19 protein-coding genes are annotated in these 17,420 nt (G+C 50.4%); 7 read left to right on the forward strand and 12 right to left on the reverse strand.

Annotated features, from left to right (window positions below):
- Positions 1-5 precede the first annotated feature (5 nt).
- From priB to rplI, 3 genes are read left to right on the forward strand one after another with little or no spacing between them, the layout of a single operon-like run.
- Positions 6-320: a primosomal replication protein N gene (priB, locus tag QUF14_RS25375; protein WP_001296681.1), complete on the forward strand. Its 315-nt coding sequence runs from the start codon at positions 6-8 to the stop codon at positions 318-320.
- A 4-nt stretch (positions 321-324) separates the two neighbouring features.
- Entirely contained in the window at positions 325-552 is a 228-nt protein-coding gene (gene rpsR, locus QUF14_RS25380) for a 30S ribosomal protein S18 (protein WP_000135199.1), read from the forward strand.
- A gap of 41 nt (positions 553-593) precedes the next feature.
- A complete protein-coding gene (gene rplI, locus QUF14_RS25385; RefSeq protein ID WP_001196062.1) occupies positions 594-1,043 on the forward strand; it encodes a 50S ribosomal protein L9 in 450 nt (149 codons plus the stop codon).
- Between the two features lie 111 nt (positions 1,044-1,154).
- Here rplI and QUF14_RS25390 read toward each other — a convergent pair whose 3' ends face one another.
- Genes QUF14_RS25390 through QUF14_RS25425 form a run of 8 tightly spaced genes read right to left on the reverse strand, consistent with a single transcriptional unit; the run spans position 1,155 to position 10,058 of the window.
- Positions 1,155-2,126 (reverse strand): TRAP transporter substrate-binding protein, encoded by a 972-nt coding sequence (locus tag QUF14_RS25390; protein ID WP_000695897.1) that lies wholly within the window; start codon positions 2,124-2,126, stop codon positions 1,155-1,157.
- A 52-nt stretch (positions 2,127-2,178) separates the two neighbouring features.
- Positions 2,179-3,480, reverse strand: a complete 1,302-nt coding sequence (locus QUF14_RS25395; RefSeq protein WP_100733631.1) for a TRAP transporter large permease — start codon at positions 3,478-3,480, stop codon at positions 2,179-2,181.
- A gap of 22 nt (positions 3,481-3,502) precedes the next feature.
- Complete coding sequence (locus QUF14_RS25400; protein ID WP_001244360.1) at positions 3,503-3,979, reverse strand: TRAP transporter small permease; 477 nt, start codon at positions 3,977-3,979, stop codon at positions 3,503-3,505.
- Between the two features lie 20 nt (positions 3,980-3,999).
- On the reverse strand, positions 4,000-6,081 hold the full coding sequence (locus QUF14_RS25405; protein ID WP_000080364.1) for an FAD-dependent oxidoreductase: 2,082 nt from the start codon (positions 6,079-6,081) through the stop codon (positions 4,000-4,002).
- On the reverse strand, positions 6,078-7,619 hold the full coding sequence (locus QUF14_RS25410; protein WP_001226985.1) for an acyl CoA:acetate/3-ketoacid CoA transferase: 1,542 nt from the start codon (positions 7,617-7,619) through the stop codon (positions 6,078-6,080). The genes QUF14_RS25405 and QUF14_RS25410 overlap by 4 nt, the downstream gene beginning before the upstream one ends.
- Before the next feature lie 9 nt (positions 7,620-7,628).
- Positions 7,629-8,405 carry an enoyl-CoA hydratase/isomerase family protein gene (locus QUF14_RS25415; RefSeq protein ID WP_001283554.1) on the reverse strand — a complete coding sequence of 259 codons (777 nt, stop codon included), beginning with the start codon at positions 8,403-8,405 and terminating at the stop codon, positions 7,629-7,631.
- A gap of 9 nt (positions 8,406-8,414) precedes the next feature.
- A complete protein-coding gene (locus QUF14_RS25420) occupies positions 8,415-9,257 on the reverse strand; it encodes a sugar phosphate isomerase/epimerase family protein (RefSeq protein WP_001205240.1) in 843 nt (280 codons plus the stop codon).
- A gap of 9 nt (positions 9,258-9,266) precedes the next feature.
- On the reverse strand, positions 9,267-10,058 hold the full coding sequence (locus QUF14_RS25425; RefSeq protein WP_000843394.1) for a 3-ketoacyl-ACP reductase: 792 nt from the start codon (positions 10,056-10,058) through the stop codon (positions 9,267-9,269).
- A 211-nt stretch (positions 10,059-10,269) separates the two neighbouring features.
- On the opposite strand from QUF14_RS25425, the gene QUF14_RS25430 reads away from it, so the two are divergent.
- A complete protein-coding gene (locus QUF14_RS25430; RefSeq protein WP_001355101.1) occupies positions 10,270-10,917 on the forward strand; it encodes a TetR/AcrR family transcriptional regulator in 648 nt (215 codons plus the stop codon).
- On the opposite strand, the gene ytfB is transcribed toward QUF14_RS25430, so the two are convergent.
- Positions 10,901-11,539: a cell division protein YtfB gene (gene ytfB / locus QUF14_RS25435; RefSeq protein ID WP_001119464.1), complete on the reverse strand. Its 639-nt coding sequence runs from the start codon at positions 11,537-11,539 to the stop codon at positions 10,901-10,903. The genes QUF14_RS25430 and ytfB overlap by 17 nt on opposite strands.
- 217 nt (positions 11,540-11,756) lie before the next feature.
- On the opposite strand from ytfB, the gene bamJ reads away from it, so the two are divergent.
- Both bamJ and cycA read left to right on the forward strand, forming a co-directional pair.
- Complete coding sequence (gene bamJ / locus QUF14_RS25440; RefSeq protein WP_000211225.1) at positions 11,757-12,377, forward strand: BamJ family beta-barrel-assembly machinery protein; 621 nt, start codon at positions 11,757-11,759, stop codon at positions 12,375-12,377.
- Positions 12,378-12,685: 308 nt separating this feature from the next.
- The gene (cycA, locus tag QUF14_RS25445) at positions 12,686-14,098 is read left to right on the forward strand and encodes a D-serine/D-alanine/glycine transporter (RefSeq protein ID WP_000228335.1); all 1,413 of its coding nucleotides are present in this window, start codon (positions 12,686-12,688) and stop codon (positions 14,096-14,098) included.
- 44 nt (positions 14,099-14,142) lie between these two features.
- Here cycA and ytfE read toward each other — a convergent pair whose 3' ends face one another.
- The 3 genes from ytfE to qorB all read right to left on the reverse strand — a co-directional run bounded on the left by ytfE (position 14,143) and on the right by qorB (position 16,846).
- Positions 14,143-14,805 (reverse strand): iron-sulfur cluster repair protein YtfE, encoded by a 663-nt coding sequence (gene ytfE, locus QUF14_RS25450; protein WP_000331457.1) that lies wholly within the window; start codon positions 14,803-14,805, stop codon positions 14,143-14,145.
- Positions 14,806-14,912: 107 nt separating this feature from the next.
- A complete protein-coding gene (locus QUF14_RS25455) occupies positions 14,913-15,878 on the reverse strand; it encodes a DMT family transporter (protein WP_024212010.1) in 966 nt (321 codons plus the stop codon).
- 107 nt (positions 15,879-15,985) lie between these two features.
- Positions 15,986-16,846, reverse strand: a complete 861-nt coding sequence (qorB, locus tag QUF14_RS25460; RefSeq protein WP_000560542.1) for an NAD(P)H:quinone oxidoreductase — start codon at positions 16,844-16,846, stop codon at positions 15,986-15,988.
- A gap of 87 nt (positions 16,847-16,933) precedes the next feature.
- Here qorB and QUF14_RS25465 point away from each other — a divergent pair, with 87 nt between their 5' ends.
- Positions 16,934-17,314 carry a winged helix-turn-helix transcriptional regulator gene (locus QUF14_RS25465; RefSeq protein ID WP_000075979.1) on the forward strand — a complete coding sequence of 127 codons (381 nt, stop codon included), beginning with the start codon at positions 16,934-16,936 and terminating at the stop codon, positions 17,312-17,314.
- Positions 17,315-17,420: the final 106 nt, after the last annotated feature.

Consider the following 17,420-nt stretch of genomic DNA (forward strand, 5'->3'; position numbering starts at 1 on the left):
TTCTGATGACCAACCGTCTGGTGTTGTCCGGCACCGTGTGCAGGACTCCCCTTCGAAAGGTCAGTCCATCAGGAATTCCTCACTGCCAGTTCGTGCTTGAGCATCGTTCTGTGCAGGAGGAAGCCGGCTTTCACCGGCAGGCGTGGTGTCAAATGCCCGTTATTGTTAGCGGACACGAAAACCAGGCCATTACTCACAGTATAACGGTCGGCAGTCGCATAACCGTTCAGGGGTTCATTTCATGCCACAAGGCAAAGAACGGTCTGAGCAAAATGGTTTTGCATGCCGAGCAGATTGAATTGATAGATTCTGGAGACTAGCCATATGGCACGTTATTTCCGTCGTCGCAAGTTCTGCCGTTTCACCGCGGAAGGCGTTCAAGAGATCGACTATAAAGATATCGCTACGCTGAAAAACTACATCACCGAAAGCGGTAAGATTGTCCCAAGCCGTATCACCGGTACCCGTGCAAAATACCAGCGTCAGCTGGCTCGCGCTATCAAACGCGCTCGCTACCTGTCCCTGCTGCCGTACACTGATCGCCATCAGTAATCGGTCACGGTCCATTAATACGACTTTGAGAGGATAAGGTAATGCAAGTTATTCTGCTTGATAAAGTAGCAAACCTGGGTAGCCTGGGTGATCAGGTAAACGTTAAAGCGGGCTATGCTCGTAACTTCCTGGTACCGCAGGGTAAAGCTGTTCCAGCTACCAAGAAAAACATTGAATTCTTCGAAGCACGTCGCGCTGAACTGGAAGCTAAACTGGCTGAAGTTCTGGCAGCTGCTAATGCTCGCGCTGAGAAAATCAATGCACTGGAAACTGTTACCATCGCGTCTAAAGCTGGCGACGAAGGTAAACTGTTCGGTTCCATCGGTACTCGCGACATCGCTGACGCTGTAACTGCAGCTGGCGTTGAAGTGGCTAAGAGCGAAGTTCGTCTGCCGAACGGCGTTCTGCGTACCACTGGCGAACACGAAGTGAGCTTCCAGGTTCACAGCGAAGTATTCGCGAAAGTGATCGTAAACGTAGTAGCTGAATAATTCGTTATTCAACGAGACGTAAAAACGCCGACCATTGGTCGGCGTTTTGCTTTTATAGCGAGCACTTGCTGATATCGATAAGGGCCACAATAAGCAGCCCCATGAAGGTAATTACTTAGCCGCCTGAATATCAGCCAGCATTGGGGCAAGGGCAGGGTTATCTTTAGCGAAGTTTGCGTACATCGGTTGTACTTTCTCGATAAACGGTGCTTTATCAACCGGGTAGACTTTTACGCCCATTTTATCCAGTTTTGCAAATTCTTGTTTCTCTTGCTCGCTCCATAACTCCTTCATGTAACTCATCGATTCTTTCGCTGCTTTTAATATAACTGCCTGATTTTCAGGGCTGAGTTTATCAAATGCAGCATTACTCATCAGAACCACATCGGGCACCATGGTGTGCTCATCAAGGCTAAAGGATTTTGCCACTTCACCGTGACGCATAGTGGTCAGTGCCATCACGCTGTTTTCTGCCATATCGACCACGCCCTGCTGTAAGGCCGTATACAGCTCGCCGTAATCCAGTGGCGTCGGGTTACCGCCCATGACTTTGATCATTTCAACTGCGCCAGGACTTGGCTGGACACGGACTTTCATGCCTTTCAGATCGTCTGGTTTCAGTACCGGTTTATTACCGTAGAAACTGCGGGCGCCTCCATCATAGAAAGTCAGCCCGAAATAACCTTTGCTTTTCGTTGAGTCGAGGATTTTCCTTCCGATATCGCCTTGCATGACCTGATAATAATGATCACGATCGCGGAACAAATAAGGCAGGCTAAATATTTTATACGAACTCTCGAAGGCTTCCATCTCCGCCGCATTGGTTTTTACCAGCGGAATAGCACCAGAACGAATCAGCTCCATTGTTTCTCGTTGAGTACCCAATGTTCCATTTGGATAAATACGAATAGTAATATCACCGTTAGAGTACTCTTTGCTCTTTTTCGCAAAGAACTCCATCGCTTTATGAACAGGATGAGATTTATCCTGATTATGGCTAAGTTTTAATGTTACTGCCCAGGACTGGCTTGCGGATAGCATAAGAACAGCACCGATAATGCCAGCGGATACTTTTATTTTCATAGATGTTCCTTTTCTAATAAATATGGCGGCAGGTGCCGCCAGTTAATGCATATCAGTAGCCCAGTGCTCTTGGCAATGCCATACTGATTTGCGGAATATAGGTAACCATTGCCAGCACCAATACCATCACGGCATAGAATGGCAGCATAGGTTTGATAATTTTATTAATCGGTAATTTAGATACACTACAACCGACAAATAACACACTGCCTACAGGCGGAGTACAAATACCGATACACATGTTCAGTACCATGACAATACCAAAGTGAATCGGGTCCATACCCAGTTCGGTGACAACGGGTAAAAATATCGGCGTAAAAATCAGTACTGCCGGTGTCATATCCATAAATGTGCCGATAATCAACAGGATAATATTGATAATAAGCAGGATGATTATTGGATTGTCAGAAATAGTGTTAAGCAAATCGAGAATCAGGAAGGGAACGTCAGCGTTTGACATTGCCCATGACATTCCCATTGAAGAACCAATTAACAACAAGACAATTGCAGTGGTAATGACGGACTCCAGAAATATCTTAGGTAAATCTTTAACTGATATTTCACGATAAAGAACCAGTGCAAGGAAAAGGGTATAAATTACCGCAATTGCAGATGCTTCTGTCGGGGTAAAAATACCGCTTAGTACACCACCCATAATTAATACAATCAGGAAAATACTGGGGATCGCCATCCATATTGCCACTCCAGCCTGGCGCAAAGTCGGACGTTCTGGTTTTGGATAACCCCGGCGTACCGCGATAATACCAGCCACAGTCATCAGCGCCAGGCCCAATAAAATTCCCGGGACATATCCTGCCAGGAACAGTGCGGCAATAGAAGTACCACCACTGACCAGTGAATAGACGATTAACGTATTACTGGGTGGAATAAGCAAACCCGTCGGGGCAGAGGCAACGTTAACTGCAGTACTGAATGCCGGGTCGTAGCCCTCTTTAACCTGTTGCGGATGCATGACGCCGCCCATCGCAGCCGCCGAAGCCACGGCTGAATCAGAAATTGCCCCGAACAGCATATTGGCAAGAATATTACAGTGGGCAAGTGAGCCTGGCAGACGACCGCCGAGAATTCGGGCAAAGTTGATTAATCGTCGCGCTATTCCTCCGTGATTCATAATGTTGCCAGACAAAATAAAAAATGGGATTGCCAACAACGTAAAACTATCTAACCCGGAGGCTAACTTTTGGGAAACCACACTTAACGCTGAGTTGAAATCGAGTTGTGTAGTAATTGATGCCAGTGTTGATAAACCAATAGCATAGACAATAGGAACACCTAATGCCAACATAAAAAAGAAAGCACCAAATAACACAATGATCGGTAACCAGTAATCCATGTTTTCTCCATCCCTACTTATTTTAGAGTGGTTGTTTAAGTTCGGTTAAAACTGTATCTATGGTGTATATAATAATAAGGATGCCACTTATTGGAATGCTCATGTAAATATATCCCATCTGCCAGCCTAAAGCCGGAGAAGTTTGCCCTGAATCAAATGTGTCCAGTGTTAATAACCCGCCACCATAAACCATAATGATAGAGGCAAAAAGAATAACAATGGCCTGAATACATAAGAATAAATAACGTCGGGATTTTCCTTTTAGCATCATTGGCAGAAGATCAATGGCCAGATGTCGGTTTTGTCCGGCAGTATAAGCACCACCAAAAAGTCCAAGACAAATAAATAGTAAACGACTAAGTTCATCTGTAAAAATGCTGGGGCTTTTAAAGATAAATCGTGCTACTACTTGCCATGTAACGCACATCACAATAATTGCCAAAATGGTAATGTTCAATGTGGAAAGCAATGAATTAATAGATCTGATTATATTTCGCATAGTGATTAACCTTTGCAATATTATTCATGCCGTGTCTGATAAATTGTTCCGTTAAGAAAATCAGGCCAATTCTTCTCAAAGTAAATACCTTTAATATGCGGTAAGTTTCTCAAGAACTTAATTTCATTAATAAATAAACCTTGTGAAAAGGAGAGAGTTAGTCTGTGATTTTTATCTTCAGCTTGTTCAGAGCGAAAACGCCAATCTTCGATTGCGCCGCGACGAGTTTGTGGAAGATATTCTCCTTGTGGATCAATAATCATCCGCGCTCCACGACTACCACCGCCAGCATCAATATAATGTGATAGCTGGCTTAACACCGCAGCGGATGTTAATGCCATATGCCGCCACATAAATAGCTCGGCAATTTCACCGGCGTGGTTGATAGTTAGACCATGTTGCTGCGCAAATTCATTTAACAGCATGGCGTCACGGGCGGCGTGACGAACTTTATCAGCATGGCAAATAAATCCCGCGTAATCAGACATTCGCGCCTGGATTTTTTCTTTTACCGTTGCCAGCGTCATTCCGTTCTCGTTTGCCAGTGCCTGAGCGATAACTTCTCTGATTGTATGCAGAGGTGAGGCTACTAGCTGCGCGACATCATCCTCAACGGACCGCTTTTGCGTGCAACCAATAAAACGTGCCAGACGAACAGCAAAAACCTGCCCGGCATTCAATGCCGCACCACCAGGGCGAGTGACGCCGTGTGTGCCAGCAACTTCCCCCACGGCGAAACAGCCGGACAGGGAGGTTTGCCCCCAGATATCCACTTCAATGCCGCCATTCATATGCTGATTATTCATGGCAAACTGCAATGGCTGCGTGGTGAGATCGTAACCGTGCATCTTATACAGCGAGATAGACAGCGGATTCATTCGTTGCAGTCGTTCGATGGGCGATGGTGCCAGAGCGTCGTTATTTTCCAGATACGCGCGAACGTCGTCGTCCAGTCGATCTAATGAGAACGGCAGGTCACCCGGCACAGGTTCAGGATTGCGATTGAAATCCATAAATACCTGACGCCCTGATTGCTGCTCTTGCGCTACTGCCATATCTAACAAGCTGGAGCCAAAATCCATCACTCGTGTGGCGTGAAACGGCCACTGATAGCCTTTACGGAAGATGTTTGAAGCCAGCTCCTGGGTGGTGCGATAGTAATCTGCGAGGAAGTTATACTCGTTGCCCCCGGCATCCACGGAATAGATATATGGGATCACCTGTACATAGGTGCCGGACAAATTCCACGGAAACGTGCTGCGCGGCGTGCCTATACCAAACTGGCTTTCGGTCAGATTGGTTAGCGTCAGACCTTCTTCCAGCGCCAGCCCCAGCGAGCCGAAGCATTTATGTGGATAAACACTGTCGCGATAAAGCTCGCCCGGTCCGCCCGTTGCCAGTACCACATTGGGCGCCGTCACAATAGCCAGCCCCCAAGGGTTATAGGCGCGGGAACCGGTTGCGAGAATAGCCCCCGCAACGCGATCTTCGCCATTCTCTCCGTGCTGATGCAGGAGCTTAATCACCGTTGCACTGGTCAGTAGTGGTATGGCAAGACGCTGCACTTCCTCCAGCAATACTTTCACCATTAGGCGAGAAGTACGCGGCCCACACGAGGTTGCTCGCCCGGCTTCGTCATGGTCGGTTTGATAACGAAGAATTGCGCCATAGCGATCTTCCGGTAATTCCAGACCAAGATATTGCAACCCGCCAAGAGTGTGCAGAGAACCTACCGCTTCGACATAAGCGGTGTCGTGATCCATCGCCCCACCGCTCGCCAGTGCTTCCGCCAGTTTGGCGAAGTTATCGCCGTTGCCCGCGGTAGCGGCGGTAAACAGCGTCTGTTTATCGGAACCAGAACATGCCGATGTCCCCATATATAACCCAGCGGTGGCGATCAGCACATTTTGCTGGCGGCGCTTAAGTTCAACCGCTGCGCGCAGCCCTGCCGCGCCGCTACCAACGACTAGCGCATCAACTTGCCAGATCGGGTAATCGACATCTTCAACCGTGACAATTGACGCTGGCTCTGCTGACACAAAACCCTTCGGGAAAGTGACGTGCGTCAGCGCATCAAGGAGGGTGTCATCAAGCTGACTCATGCATCCTCCATCGGCGTAAACAGGCTACTTTCCATCAGGCGTGGCTGATTGATAATTGGACGGAAGGCCATATGCGGCAGAATGTCGCGCTCAATCTCCACGCCTGGTGCGATTTCAATTAATTCAACGCCTTCTGCTGTTAACTGGAATACTGCACGTTCAGTGATATACAACACTTCCTGACCGCTTTGCTGTGCGTAAGCGGCGCTAAAAGTGATTTTTTCCACCTGGGTAACCAGTTTAGGGATTTGACCTGACTGGGCGATATGCAAGCCATCTGGTGTTACATCAATCGTGCTACCTTTGGCGTCGAACGTGCCGCAGAACACCACTTTACGGGCGTTTTGCGCAATTTCGAGAAATCCGCCGGGGCCAATGAGATTGCCATTGAGATGGGAGACGTTGACGTTACCGTACTGATCCATCTCTCCCATGCCGAGGAAGGTGATATCGATCCCTCCGCCACTGTAGAATTCGAATTGATCGAGTGATGGAATAATGGCATCGGCGTTACGGGCGCAGCCGAACAGAGCATCATCCAGCATCATACCGTTATGCACGCCTTGCTCGACGCTCAGCCATAAACTTTGATAAGGCACGCCTTCGCGCAGTGCAACCCCAGGAATGCCGCCGGGAATGCCAAAGCCAAAGTTGGTTGAAGCGCCAGCTACAAGTTCGCGTGCTGCCCGACGGGCAATCAGGCGGCGCACCGGATGACTAACCAGTTCAATTGCGTCGTTAGAACTTAGACGGCGATGCTGACCGCTAATGGTCAGATCGTAACCGCCAAGATAGGTTTGTGGTTGTTCGCGGTGTTCAACGATGCCATCAACCAGAATGCCCGGTAATTTGACCCGGCGTGGTTCAATGGCACCAGCTTCCAGCACATCGCGCACCTGTACGAACACTTTGCCGCCGCTGTTGTGTGCTGCCAGCGCCATGGAATAGCTATCCATATCAATCGCCTCTTCTTCGAGGCTGACGTTGCCACGCGGATCAGCATAAGTGCCACGCAAAATCGCGTAATCCACTTTGAAAGGGCGATAACGAAGTTTGGTTTCACCGTCGATTTCAATCAGCTCTACCAGATCCTCAGTGGTGCTGGCGTTCGACTTACCGCCGCCGTTGCGCGGATCAACAAACGATCCCAGCCCAACGTGGGTAAAAAGCCCTGGACGTCCGGCACCGATCTCCCGCAGCAGTGCCTGAATTACGCCACCAGGGAAGCAGTAGGCTTCAATAGCATTGTTTTTCACCAGATCCTGCATCTTGGGCGACCAGGTAAAATGTCCGGCAATGATGCGTTTGAGCATCTCTGCATGAGCGAAGCGGTTAGTGCCTTTGCAGTCGCGATCGCCAATGCCCAGTGAGTGGATTAATGTCAGATCGCGCGGGTGTCCGGTTTGCAGGAAACGCGCTTCAATAGCAGCCAGAATATGGTCCGCTTCCACCATGCCGCCGCCATTACCGCTAATGGCAATGGTTGCGCCGTCCTGAATTTGCGCCGCCAGTGTCTCGGCGGTTGTTATCTTACGCATACAATTTCCTTATTGATTTTGGAAGATCACGCTACTTTTTTCGGCAAATGCGCGCGTCGCCTGCTGGCAATCCTGAGTGGCGGACATTAATCCAGCCAGTAACTGGTGCGGGTAATCGGCGTGTTTATTTTCCAGCGCCAGAATCAGTTGCTTAATATGTGCGAGCGCCACCGGACCGCATTTTTCCAGCTGCGCTAACTGATTCGCCATCCAGCTTTCCACCTGTTCTTTTTCTACCACTTCATCAATTAAATTCGCCGCCTGAGCTTCCTGCGCCGTCAGGCGTTTACCCAGCATCAGCATCTGGCGACCGACCACCGGACCGACCTGATTAAGCACGCGTTCAATGCCCATCCAGCCAGGCACCATGCCGAGCATTACTTCCGGATTAGAGAATTTCGCACTGGGGCGGGCAATACGAATATCGCAGCACAAGGCAAGTTCAATACCACCGCCGATGGTATGACCGTTGAGATTCGCAACCGTTAATTGAGGTAAATTGCGCAGGCGATTAAAAACGTCATTGCCGCGTTTAATCCATTTTCTGCCCATATCTAATGGCGAATAGGCTGACCACGATTTAATATCGCCGCCTGCACAAAAGAATTTATCGCCGGTTGCCGTTAATTCGACTAATCGTAATGTGGTGTCGTTTTCAATTTCATTTAAATAATGGTCGAGAGATTCGATCATTTCTTCATTAATAGCATGACATTTATCTTCACGGTTCAATGTCAGGCGGCAGGAAGCCGCCGCTCTGCTGAACAGAACGGGTTGGTCACTCATGATCATTCCTTAGCAATAATGCGCGATGCGATCGACGCTAATATCCAACGTGCTGTTAATATCTTGCTGCCACCAGTACGGTGAGAAAATTTCCAGTTCCACAGCACCGTTAAATCCGGCATTTTCTACCTGGCGACGAATAGACGGAATATTGATTACGCCATCTCCCGGCATTCCCCGGTCATTGACTAAATCGGTGGTTGGCACCAGCCAGTCGGAAACATGAAACGCGAGGATGCGTTTTCCGGCACGCAGGATCTGACTGGCGAGATCCGGATCCCACCAAACGTGGTAGACATCTACCGCCACGCCGAGGCCAAACTCCCCATCGGGATCGAGTTCATCACACCAGTCCAACGCCTGATGTAACGTGCACAGGCAAGAGCGATCGGCGGCGGTCATCGGGTGCAGCGGCTCCAGCGCAATTGGTACGCCGACATCTTTCGAATGTGGCAGCAACTGGCGAATCCCTTGTTTCACTTGTTCCCGCGCTTCGTACAGATCTTTTGTTCCCATTGGCAGACCGCCAACCACCTGCATATAACAGGCGGCGTTCAGTACAGCGGCCTCGTCCAGCGCCCGGCGGTTATCATCAATCGCCAGTTTGCGTTCCGTCAGCGTCGGCGCGGTGTAATAGGTGCTACGGCACAAACCGGAAACGCTCATGTTACTGGCAGCAAGCTGGCGGGCGATTTGCTGGAGATCTTCACCCTGCAACTCCCTGCGCCAGGGGGCAATCGCGCCAATACCGCGTGCGGCGCAGGCATCAATAATGGCAGGTAGCGGCGTTTTATAGCCCAGTGTCGCAGTATTGATACTGAATAAATCCGGGCGTTGTAACAGATCTCTCATGATTCAGCCTCAGAAGCGCGGCATACTTAAGCCGCCGTCGATGGCGACCGCCTGACCACAGGTGTAAATCAGTTTGCCTTCCGCCATCGCGCGGACCGTTGAGGCAATATCAGCCGGATAACCCCAACGTCCCCACGGCACTAACCCCTTAGCAATCAGTTCGTCGTAATAAGCCGTTGCCGGAATGGTCATATCGGTTTTGATTAGGCCAGGGCGCACTTCATAAACGCCAATTTGTTCATTGCAAAGGCGAGCGGCAAACAGACGAGCTGCGGCGGAGACGGCAGTTTTGGCAATGGTATATTCGCCGCGATTCATCGCCAGCATGATGGCGTTAATGGAACTGACAAAAATAATCGAGCGGTGCGGCAGTTCTGCTTCCGGTTTCGGCTGTGCCAGTAATCGCTTACTGAATGCCTGAGCAAGGAAGAACGGCGCACGGGTGTTAATGGCAATGTTTTGGTCGAAGCTGTCTGGTTCGAGGTCGAGGAGGTCACCGCGTTTTTTCACTGAAATGCCTGCGTTGTTGAGTAGACAGTCCAGACGTCCCCACTGGTTTTGCGCCGCGTCGAGCATCTCTTCATGAAGGGAGAGATCGCCAACATCAGCAGGGAAGCAAATCACTTCCACGCCTTCCGCCAGACATTCTTGTTGTGTGGCATGTAATTTTTCTACGCTGTCGGCATCCGGACGATCATTAATCAGCAGATTAAATCCGCCACGCGCAAGTTCCAGTGCACAGCCCTTTCCAATACCACGTGCGGCTCCAGTGATGACAGCAACAGGACGTGTTGACTTCATACGATAACCCTCTTTTTGAATATTATTTCCTTAAGTGACGATTAGCTTGCAATGTGTGGCAAGAAAGATCAACCATCTAGTTGGTTGATATGCGATAATGATCACAGAGCATTTGATAACCCGATGAAATTGCGAGTTTTTAGCCATTTTAGTGGAGCTTCTAACAAATCGGGTTAAGATAGTCATCACGAAGAAGACGTGGGGAAGCGGAATGTATCTTGATACCAGCAACGTACAAAGCCTGAAGGAAAAGCTGTTGTTATGTGCGGTTAATGAATTTGCCGAATATGGTTACGAAGGGGCCAGAGTCGATAATATCGTCAAGGCCGCGGAGTGCAGTAAACAGACGGTTTATCATCACTTTGGTAATAAAGAAAATTTATTTATCGAAGTGCTGGAATATACCTGGAATGATATCCGGCAAAAAGAAAAATCCCTTGATTTCTCAGGTCTTCCGCCACAAAAAGCCATTGAGAAAATTATCGATTTCACCTGGGATTATTACATTGCTAACCCCTGGTTTTTAAAAATTGTGCATAGTGAAAACCAGAGTAAAGGGGTGCATTATGCAAAATCACAGCGCCTTTTAGAAATTAACCACGCACACTTACAGTTAATGGAGTCATTATTAGCTGAAGGCAAACGGCGCAATATTTTTAAGCCAGATATCGACCCGTTGCAGGTGAATATTAATATTGCTGCTCTTGGAGGATATTATTTGATCAACCAGCATACGCTTGGCCTGGTTTATCACATCAGTATGGTTTCACCGCAGGCACTGGAAGCCAGGCGTAAGGTCATCAAAGAGACGATCCTTAGCTGGCTTCTGGTTGACCCTTCATCTACCGCGCGCGAATAAAACTGCCATCCGGCTGGCGGGTAAACAGGACCTGTTGATTATTTCCCGTATCAATGGTTAAGCCCGTCACCACGCCGCTGGCGTTCTGGCGGATTTTCACCATCTGCCCATTTTGCAAATTACTCAGTGGCTTATCCGCGCCTTCTACCTGCGCCATTGCATAGACATCGGTAGCGGGCAGTCCGTGGTCGCGGAACAGCTGCGCCATTGTTTTACCGGGTTCGACACGATAAGAGCGCCATTGATTGTCAATTCCGCTATCTGGCTGGAAAGGTTGCACTTGCGAGGTTTGCGGCTGCTCTTCCGGTTGGCCTTCCTGTATCGGTTCTGGAGCGACCGGAGCCACCTGATCAGGATCATTTTGTGGTGTGACTAATTGCGCCCGCAGCTGTTCTTCTGTCGGCGGTTGTGATTGCGACTGAATATCTAACTGTGCTTCACGCGTCACCATCGGCGCGTTTGGCGTATCATCCGACGGGAGTAGAAATCCGACCACCAATACAATAGCGGCAATAATGATCCCCCGACGATGCATCGGCGGTAGCGGGTCCATGAAGCGAAAATTGTCCGGCGCGTGCCAGACTTTCTCCAGGGTTGGTTTTAGTTCAAAGCGCCCGGGCATGGTTTCCTCCTGCTCCGCGTCTTGTTCCTCAATCATAGCCTATGAATAAGCTAACGCTATGATGTCCGTGGTAAACCCGCCTTTATTATATTCATACGGGATATTGCTATTGTTTCTTTTTCCCCGGGATTTGTCATCATTCCCGCGACAAAGTTTTACCCAAAGAAGTGTGGCTGATATGCTGCCCGCTACTTTATACCCTAAGAAAGGAAATACGATGACCACCCCAACTTTTGACACCATCGAAGCGCAAGCAAGCTACGGCATTGGTTTGCAGGTAGGGCAACAACTGAGTGAATCAGGCCTGGAAGGGCTGCTGCCAGAAGCACTGGTTGCAGGCATTGCCGATGCGCTGGAAGGCAAACATCCGGCTGTTCCGGTTGATGTGGTGCACCGCGCGCTGCGTGAAATCCACGAACGCGCCGATGCCGTTCGTCGTCAGCGTTTCCAGGCGATGGCTGCTGAAGGTGTGAAATACCTGGAAGAAAACGCCAAAAAAGAAGGTGTGAATAGCACCGAATCTGGCCTGCAATTCCGCGTGATCAATCAGGGGGAAGGCGCAATTCCGGCACGTACCGACCGCGTTCGTGTTCATTACACCGGAAAACTGATCGACGGCACCGTGTTTGACAGCTCCGTCGCTCGCGGCGAGCCAGCTGAATTCCCGGTTAACGGCGTGATCCCTGGCTGGATTGAAGCACTGACTCTGATGCCGGTAGGTTCTAAATGGGAACTGACTATCCCGCAGGAACTGGCATATGGCGAGCGTGGCGCAGGCGCGTCCATCCCTCCGTTCAGCACCCTGGTGTTTGAAGTCGAACTGCTGGAAATCCTCTAAGCAGCGCATTCTGTTCCCCTCGAGCCAGAGGGGAGCAGGCATTCAGCAATAAACCCTTCAGTTTGCCAAATGGCGCTATTTTGTGTTGCAAAGACCACGTAAGCGTGTATTTTTGTGAGCTGTTTCGCGTTATCACCGTGATATGACACTCACTTTAAACATAAAATTAACATTAGATCTAAATCTTAGTATTCATCCCGCGTATTGTTACCTAATATCGATGAGTCCCGATACAGATTCGTCGTATCATAGACTGACTAAAGGCCGCAGAGCCTGAACAACACAGACAGGTACAGGAAGAAAAAAACATGGTAGATCAGGTAAAAGTCGTTGCCGATGATCAGGCTCCGGCTGAACAGTCGCTACGGCGCAATCTCACAAACCGACATATTCAGCTTATTGCCATTGGTGGGGCCATTGGTACGGGGTTGTTTATGGGGTCCGGTAAAACAATCAGCCTTGCCGGACCGTCGATCATCTTCGTTTATATGATCATCGGTTTTATGCTCTTTTTCGTGATGCGGGCAATGGGGGAATTGCTGCTTTCGAATCTGGAATACAAATCTTTTAGTGACTTCGCTTCCGATTTACTGGGGCCATGGGCGGGATATTTCACTGGCTGGACCTACTGGTTCTGCTGGGTGGTTACCGGTATGGCGGACGTGGTGGCCATCACTGCCTATGCTCAGTTCTGGTTCCCCGATCTCTCCGACTGGGTTGCCTCGCTGGCGGTGATAGTGCTGCTGCTGACGCTCAACCTCGCTACCGTGAAAATGTTCGGTGAGATGGAGTTCTGGTTTGCGATGATCAAAATTGTCGCCATCGTGTCGCTGATTGTCGTTGGTCTGATCATGGTCATGATGCACTTCCAGTCACCGACCGGTGTGGAAGCGTCGTTTGCGCATTTGTGGAATGACGGCGGCTGGTTCCCGAAAGGTTTAAGTGGCTTCTTTGCCGGATTCCAGATAGCGGTTTTCGCTTTCGTGGGGATTGAGCTGGTCGGTACAACCGCTGCGGAAACGAAAGATCCGGAGAAATCACTGCCACGCGCGATTAACTCCATTCCGATCCGTATCATTATGTTCTACGTCTTCGCGCTGATTGTGATTATGTCCGTGACGCCGTGGAGTTCAGTAGTCCCGGAGAAAAGCCCGTTTGTTGAATTGTTTGTATTGGTGGGTTTGCCTGCGGCTGCCAGCGTAATCAACTTTGTGGTGCTGACCTCTGCGGCGTCTTCCGCTAACAGCGGCGTCTTCTCTACCAGCCGTATGCTGTTTGGTCTGGCCCAGGAAGGTGTTGCGCCGAAAGCGTTCGCTAAACTTTCTAAGCGCGCCGTGCCCGCGAAAGGGCTGACCTTCTCTTGTATCTGTCTGCTCGGCGGCGTGGTGATGTTGTATGTGAATCCAAGTGTAATTGGCGCGTTCACGATGATCACGACTGTTTCCGCGATTCTGTTTATGTTCGTCTGGACGATTATCCTTTGCTCATACCTGGTGTATCGCAAACAGCGTCCGCACCTGCATGAGAAGTCTATCTACAAGATGCCGCTCGGCAAGCTGATGTGCTGGGTATGTATGGCGTTCTTTGTGTTCGTGGTCGTGCTGCTGACACTGGAAGATGACACTCGCCAGGCGCTGCTGGTTACCCCGCTGTGGTTTATCGCGCTGGGGTTGGGCTGGTTGTTTATTGGTAAGAAGCGGACTGCTGAACTGCGGAAGTAACGGCTTTCTCATGCTGGATGGCGCAATGCCATCCAGCTTTTAGATCACTCACCCGCCAGCGCGCGCGGGAACAGCACATTGTTTTCCAGACTGATGTGCTCCATCAGGTCATCAATCAGTTCATTAATGCCGTTATACATCGCTTTCCAGGTGGTGCAGGCTTCTGGCGGCGGTGTGACGTTATTGGTGGTGTGTTTAATTACTTCCAGCAGTTCGCCCGCTTCATCGTGCTCGCTTTCCATTACGCTGATTGGCCCCATCGCCTGGCTGCCCATTCCTTGTTTGATCATCGGGAAGAGGATCTGCTCTTCTTTCATCATGTGGCTGGAAAGCTCTTCATGCAGCATAGTCAGGTATTTTGTCAGCCCTTTTGGCACGCTCGGTTTGTCGGCGTGAACGCGCTCGACTTTGGTAGCTTGCAGGATCAGCTCCGGCAACTGCTCGCGGTGACGATCGTGGTAGCGCACGATGATATGGTCGATGATTTCTGCCAGTGGGGCGCTACGCCAGTCTTTCTCAATCGGTTGTTCAGCAAGCTTTGCCAGTTCGGCTTCAATGACCTCAACATCCAGTTCTTTACGTGCCGCCGCGCGCGCCAGCGTTTGCTTACCGCCACAGCAGTAATCCATATCATATTTACGAAACAGAGCCGAAGCGCGAGGAATAGAGAGCGCCAGTTCACCTAAAGGTTGGTCGCGATAAGCCATAGCTGATACCTCATTCTTAATAAGATAAGATGTATTTTAAATGCATCTTTAAGGTGAATGCTATAACCCTTACGTAGCAGAGGCTTATTTAACTCACTGCCAGCGTGTCAACTTTCAGAGACAGGTTCAATTAAGGGTTTTTCCGGTTTGGCTCTGACCGCAATGACCACGCCAATCACTAACAGCGCGATACCGCTCAGCGTCATTAGCGGCGGCATTTGCTGGCGGAGTAAAAAGGTGTACAGCAAACCTGCCAGCGTTTCGAAAACAATCAACGGTCCGAGGATAACCGTCGGTAATCGCTGGCTGGCGACGTTCCAGCAAAGTGCGCCGACCCATGAGCAAAGCACAGCTATCGCAATCATCAGACTAATAAACACCAGCGGACGGGGGCCAAAAGGTAGGGAGAAGCCCGGCGTTTGCGTATTCAGCCAGTAACAGGCGACAAGATAACCGATGAGCGAAACCGGCAGCGTGACCAGCGCCTGCGCCGTTGCCCACATCATCGGATGTTTGTCTGGGTTTTCCCGCAGCCAACGGGCGTTGCGCAAGGCATACCACGCCCAGCAGACCACGGAAACTAACGCCAACACGATGCCAGAGGTATAACGTGCCCAGTCAAAATCGGGGAGTCCGTGGTCTAACTCAGCAATATTTACACATGCCAGGCCGATGCCAATACAAACCAGCGCCGGGGCGAGTTTCCCCCACGCGAGTTTACCGTCACGCTGGCTATAAAGCAGATTGGCGAAGACAGGAATCACCACCGGCAGGGTGCCGATAATCATCGTGGAAACAGGCGCGCCAGTACGTTGAATGGCACTGGCAAGGCAGAAGTAATAGATGAGGTTGCCCATCATGGTGAGCATCAAGGCGGTAAGCCAGTCGCGACGCTCCAACTGACGCAGACGCACGCGTCCCAGCCAGGCAATGGGCAGCGCAATTAACCCTAACGCCAGATAACGACCCATCGACTGCAACATCGCCGGGTATTCCGGCACGATCAACGGCCCGACAAATATAAGCCCCCACATCAACCCTGCTAACAGGGCGTACAGCACGCCGCTAATCATTACTGGCATCCATTGGTCTGTCAGAAGAAAGTTCAGGAAGCAGACATGATTGCTCCCCGCATCCCGTCATTATCAGAGAGGATACGGGAGGATGCCACTTTAATTAACTAGTTATTAACATTAAAAAGATGGCTTACGCTCTCGGCTAATGTTGTCGTTGGGCGGCCAATCAATTTGCTAAGCGTTTTGCTGTCATCAAACAGGCCGCCTTTCGATGCGCCAACGTCAGAATCTGCCAGCATATCCGCCAGCCCGTCAGGCAGACCGACGCTTTTCAGCGCCGCGGCGAAATCAGCTTCGCTCAGGTTTTGATAGGTAACCTGTTTGCCGCTCTGTTTAGTGAGTTCCGCCGCTAACTGTGTCAGTGTCCAGGCGCTATCACCTGCCAGTTCATAAACCTTGCCTTCGTGACCTGCTTCGCTAATTACGCGCGCCGCAGCTACCGCATAATCAGCTCGCGTAGCTGAGGCAATTTTGCCATCGCCCGCGGCACCGATAAATACGCCGTGCTCCAGTGCTGCCGGGGCGCTGGCGAGATAGTTTTCGGTGTACCAGCCGTTGCGCAGCAAGGTGTAAGCGATGCCAGAAGCAGCCAGCATTTTCTCCGTCTCGATGTGCTCATCGGCGAGGCCGAGCGGGGAGGTATCAGCATGTAGCAGGCTGGTATAAGCGATAAATTTCACGCCCGCCGCCTTAGCGGCATTAATAACATTTCGATGCTGCGGGGCACGTTGCCCCACTTCGCTGGAAGAGATCAGCAGCAGTTTTTCCACTCCCTGAAGCGCAGATGTCAGTGCGGCCTCATCGCCGTATTCAGCCTGACGTACAGTAATGCCTTGCGCGCTCAATGCCTGCGCTTTTGCCGGGTTACGTGCGATAGCCACTATTTGGCTGGCAGGAACGGTTTTCAGTAAGGAGTTAATAACATGGTGACCAAGTTGGCCGGTTGCGCCGGTAATTGCGATCATGGGAAGCCTCCATCGGTTTGTCTTGTGTTTAAATACGCTACCACCTAAACTTACTTTTAGTAAGTACGTACAAAAAGGTAAGTATGAATGAGCCAGGCTAGCCTGTCGCAACAACTGAAAGAGGGTAACCTCTTCGCCGAACAGTGCCCGTCGCGCGAGGTGTTGAAACACGTCACCAGCCGTTGGGGGGTATTGATTCTGGTCGCGCTTCGCGAAGGTACGCACCGTTTTAGCGACCTGCGCCGCAAGATGGGTGGGGTGAGTGAAAAGATGCTTGCGCAGTCGTTACAGGCGCTAGAGCAGGATGGTTTTCTTAACCGTATCGCGTATCCGGTGGTGCCGCCGCATGTGGAATACAGCCTCACGCCGCTGGGCGAGCAGGTGAGCGAAAAGGTTGCTGCACTGGCGGACTGGATTGAGTTGAATTTGCCTGAGGTGTTGGCAGTGCGGGATGAACGTGCAGAATAACAGCCGGATGCGCTTATCCGACCTACGGTGCATGACTTGTAGGGCGGATAAGATGCGACAGCATCGCATCCGCCAATAAATGCCGGATGCGGTTGATGATTTGTAG

The organism is Escherichia sp. HH091_1A (assembly GCF_030295175.1).
GTDB classification, from domain to species: domain Bacteria; phylum Pseudomonadota; class Gammaproteobacteria; order Enterobacterales; family Enterobacteriaceae; genus Escherichia; species Escherichia coli_F.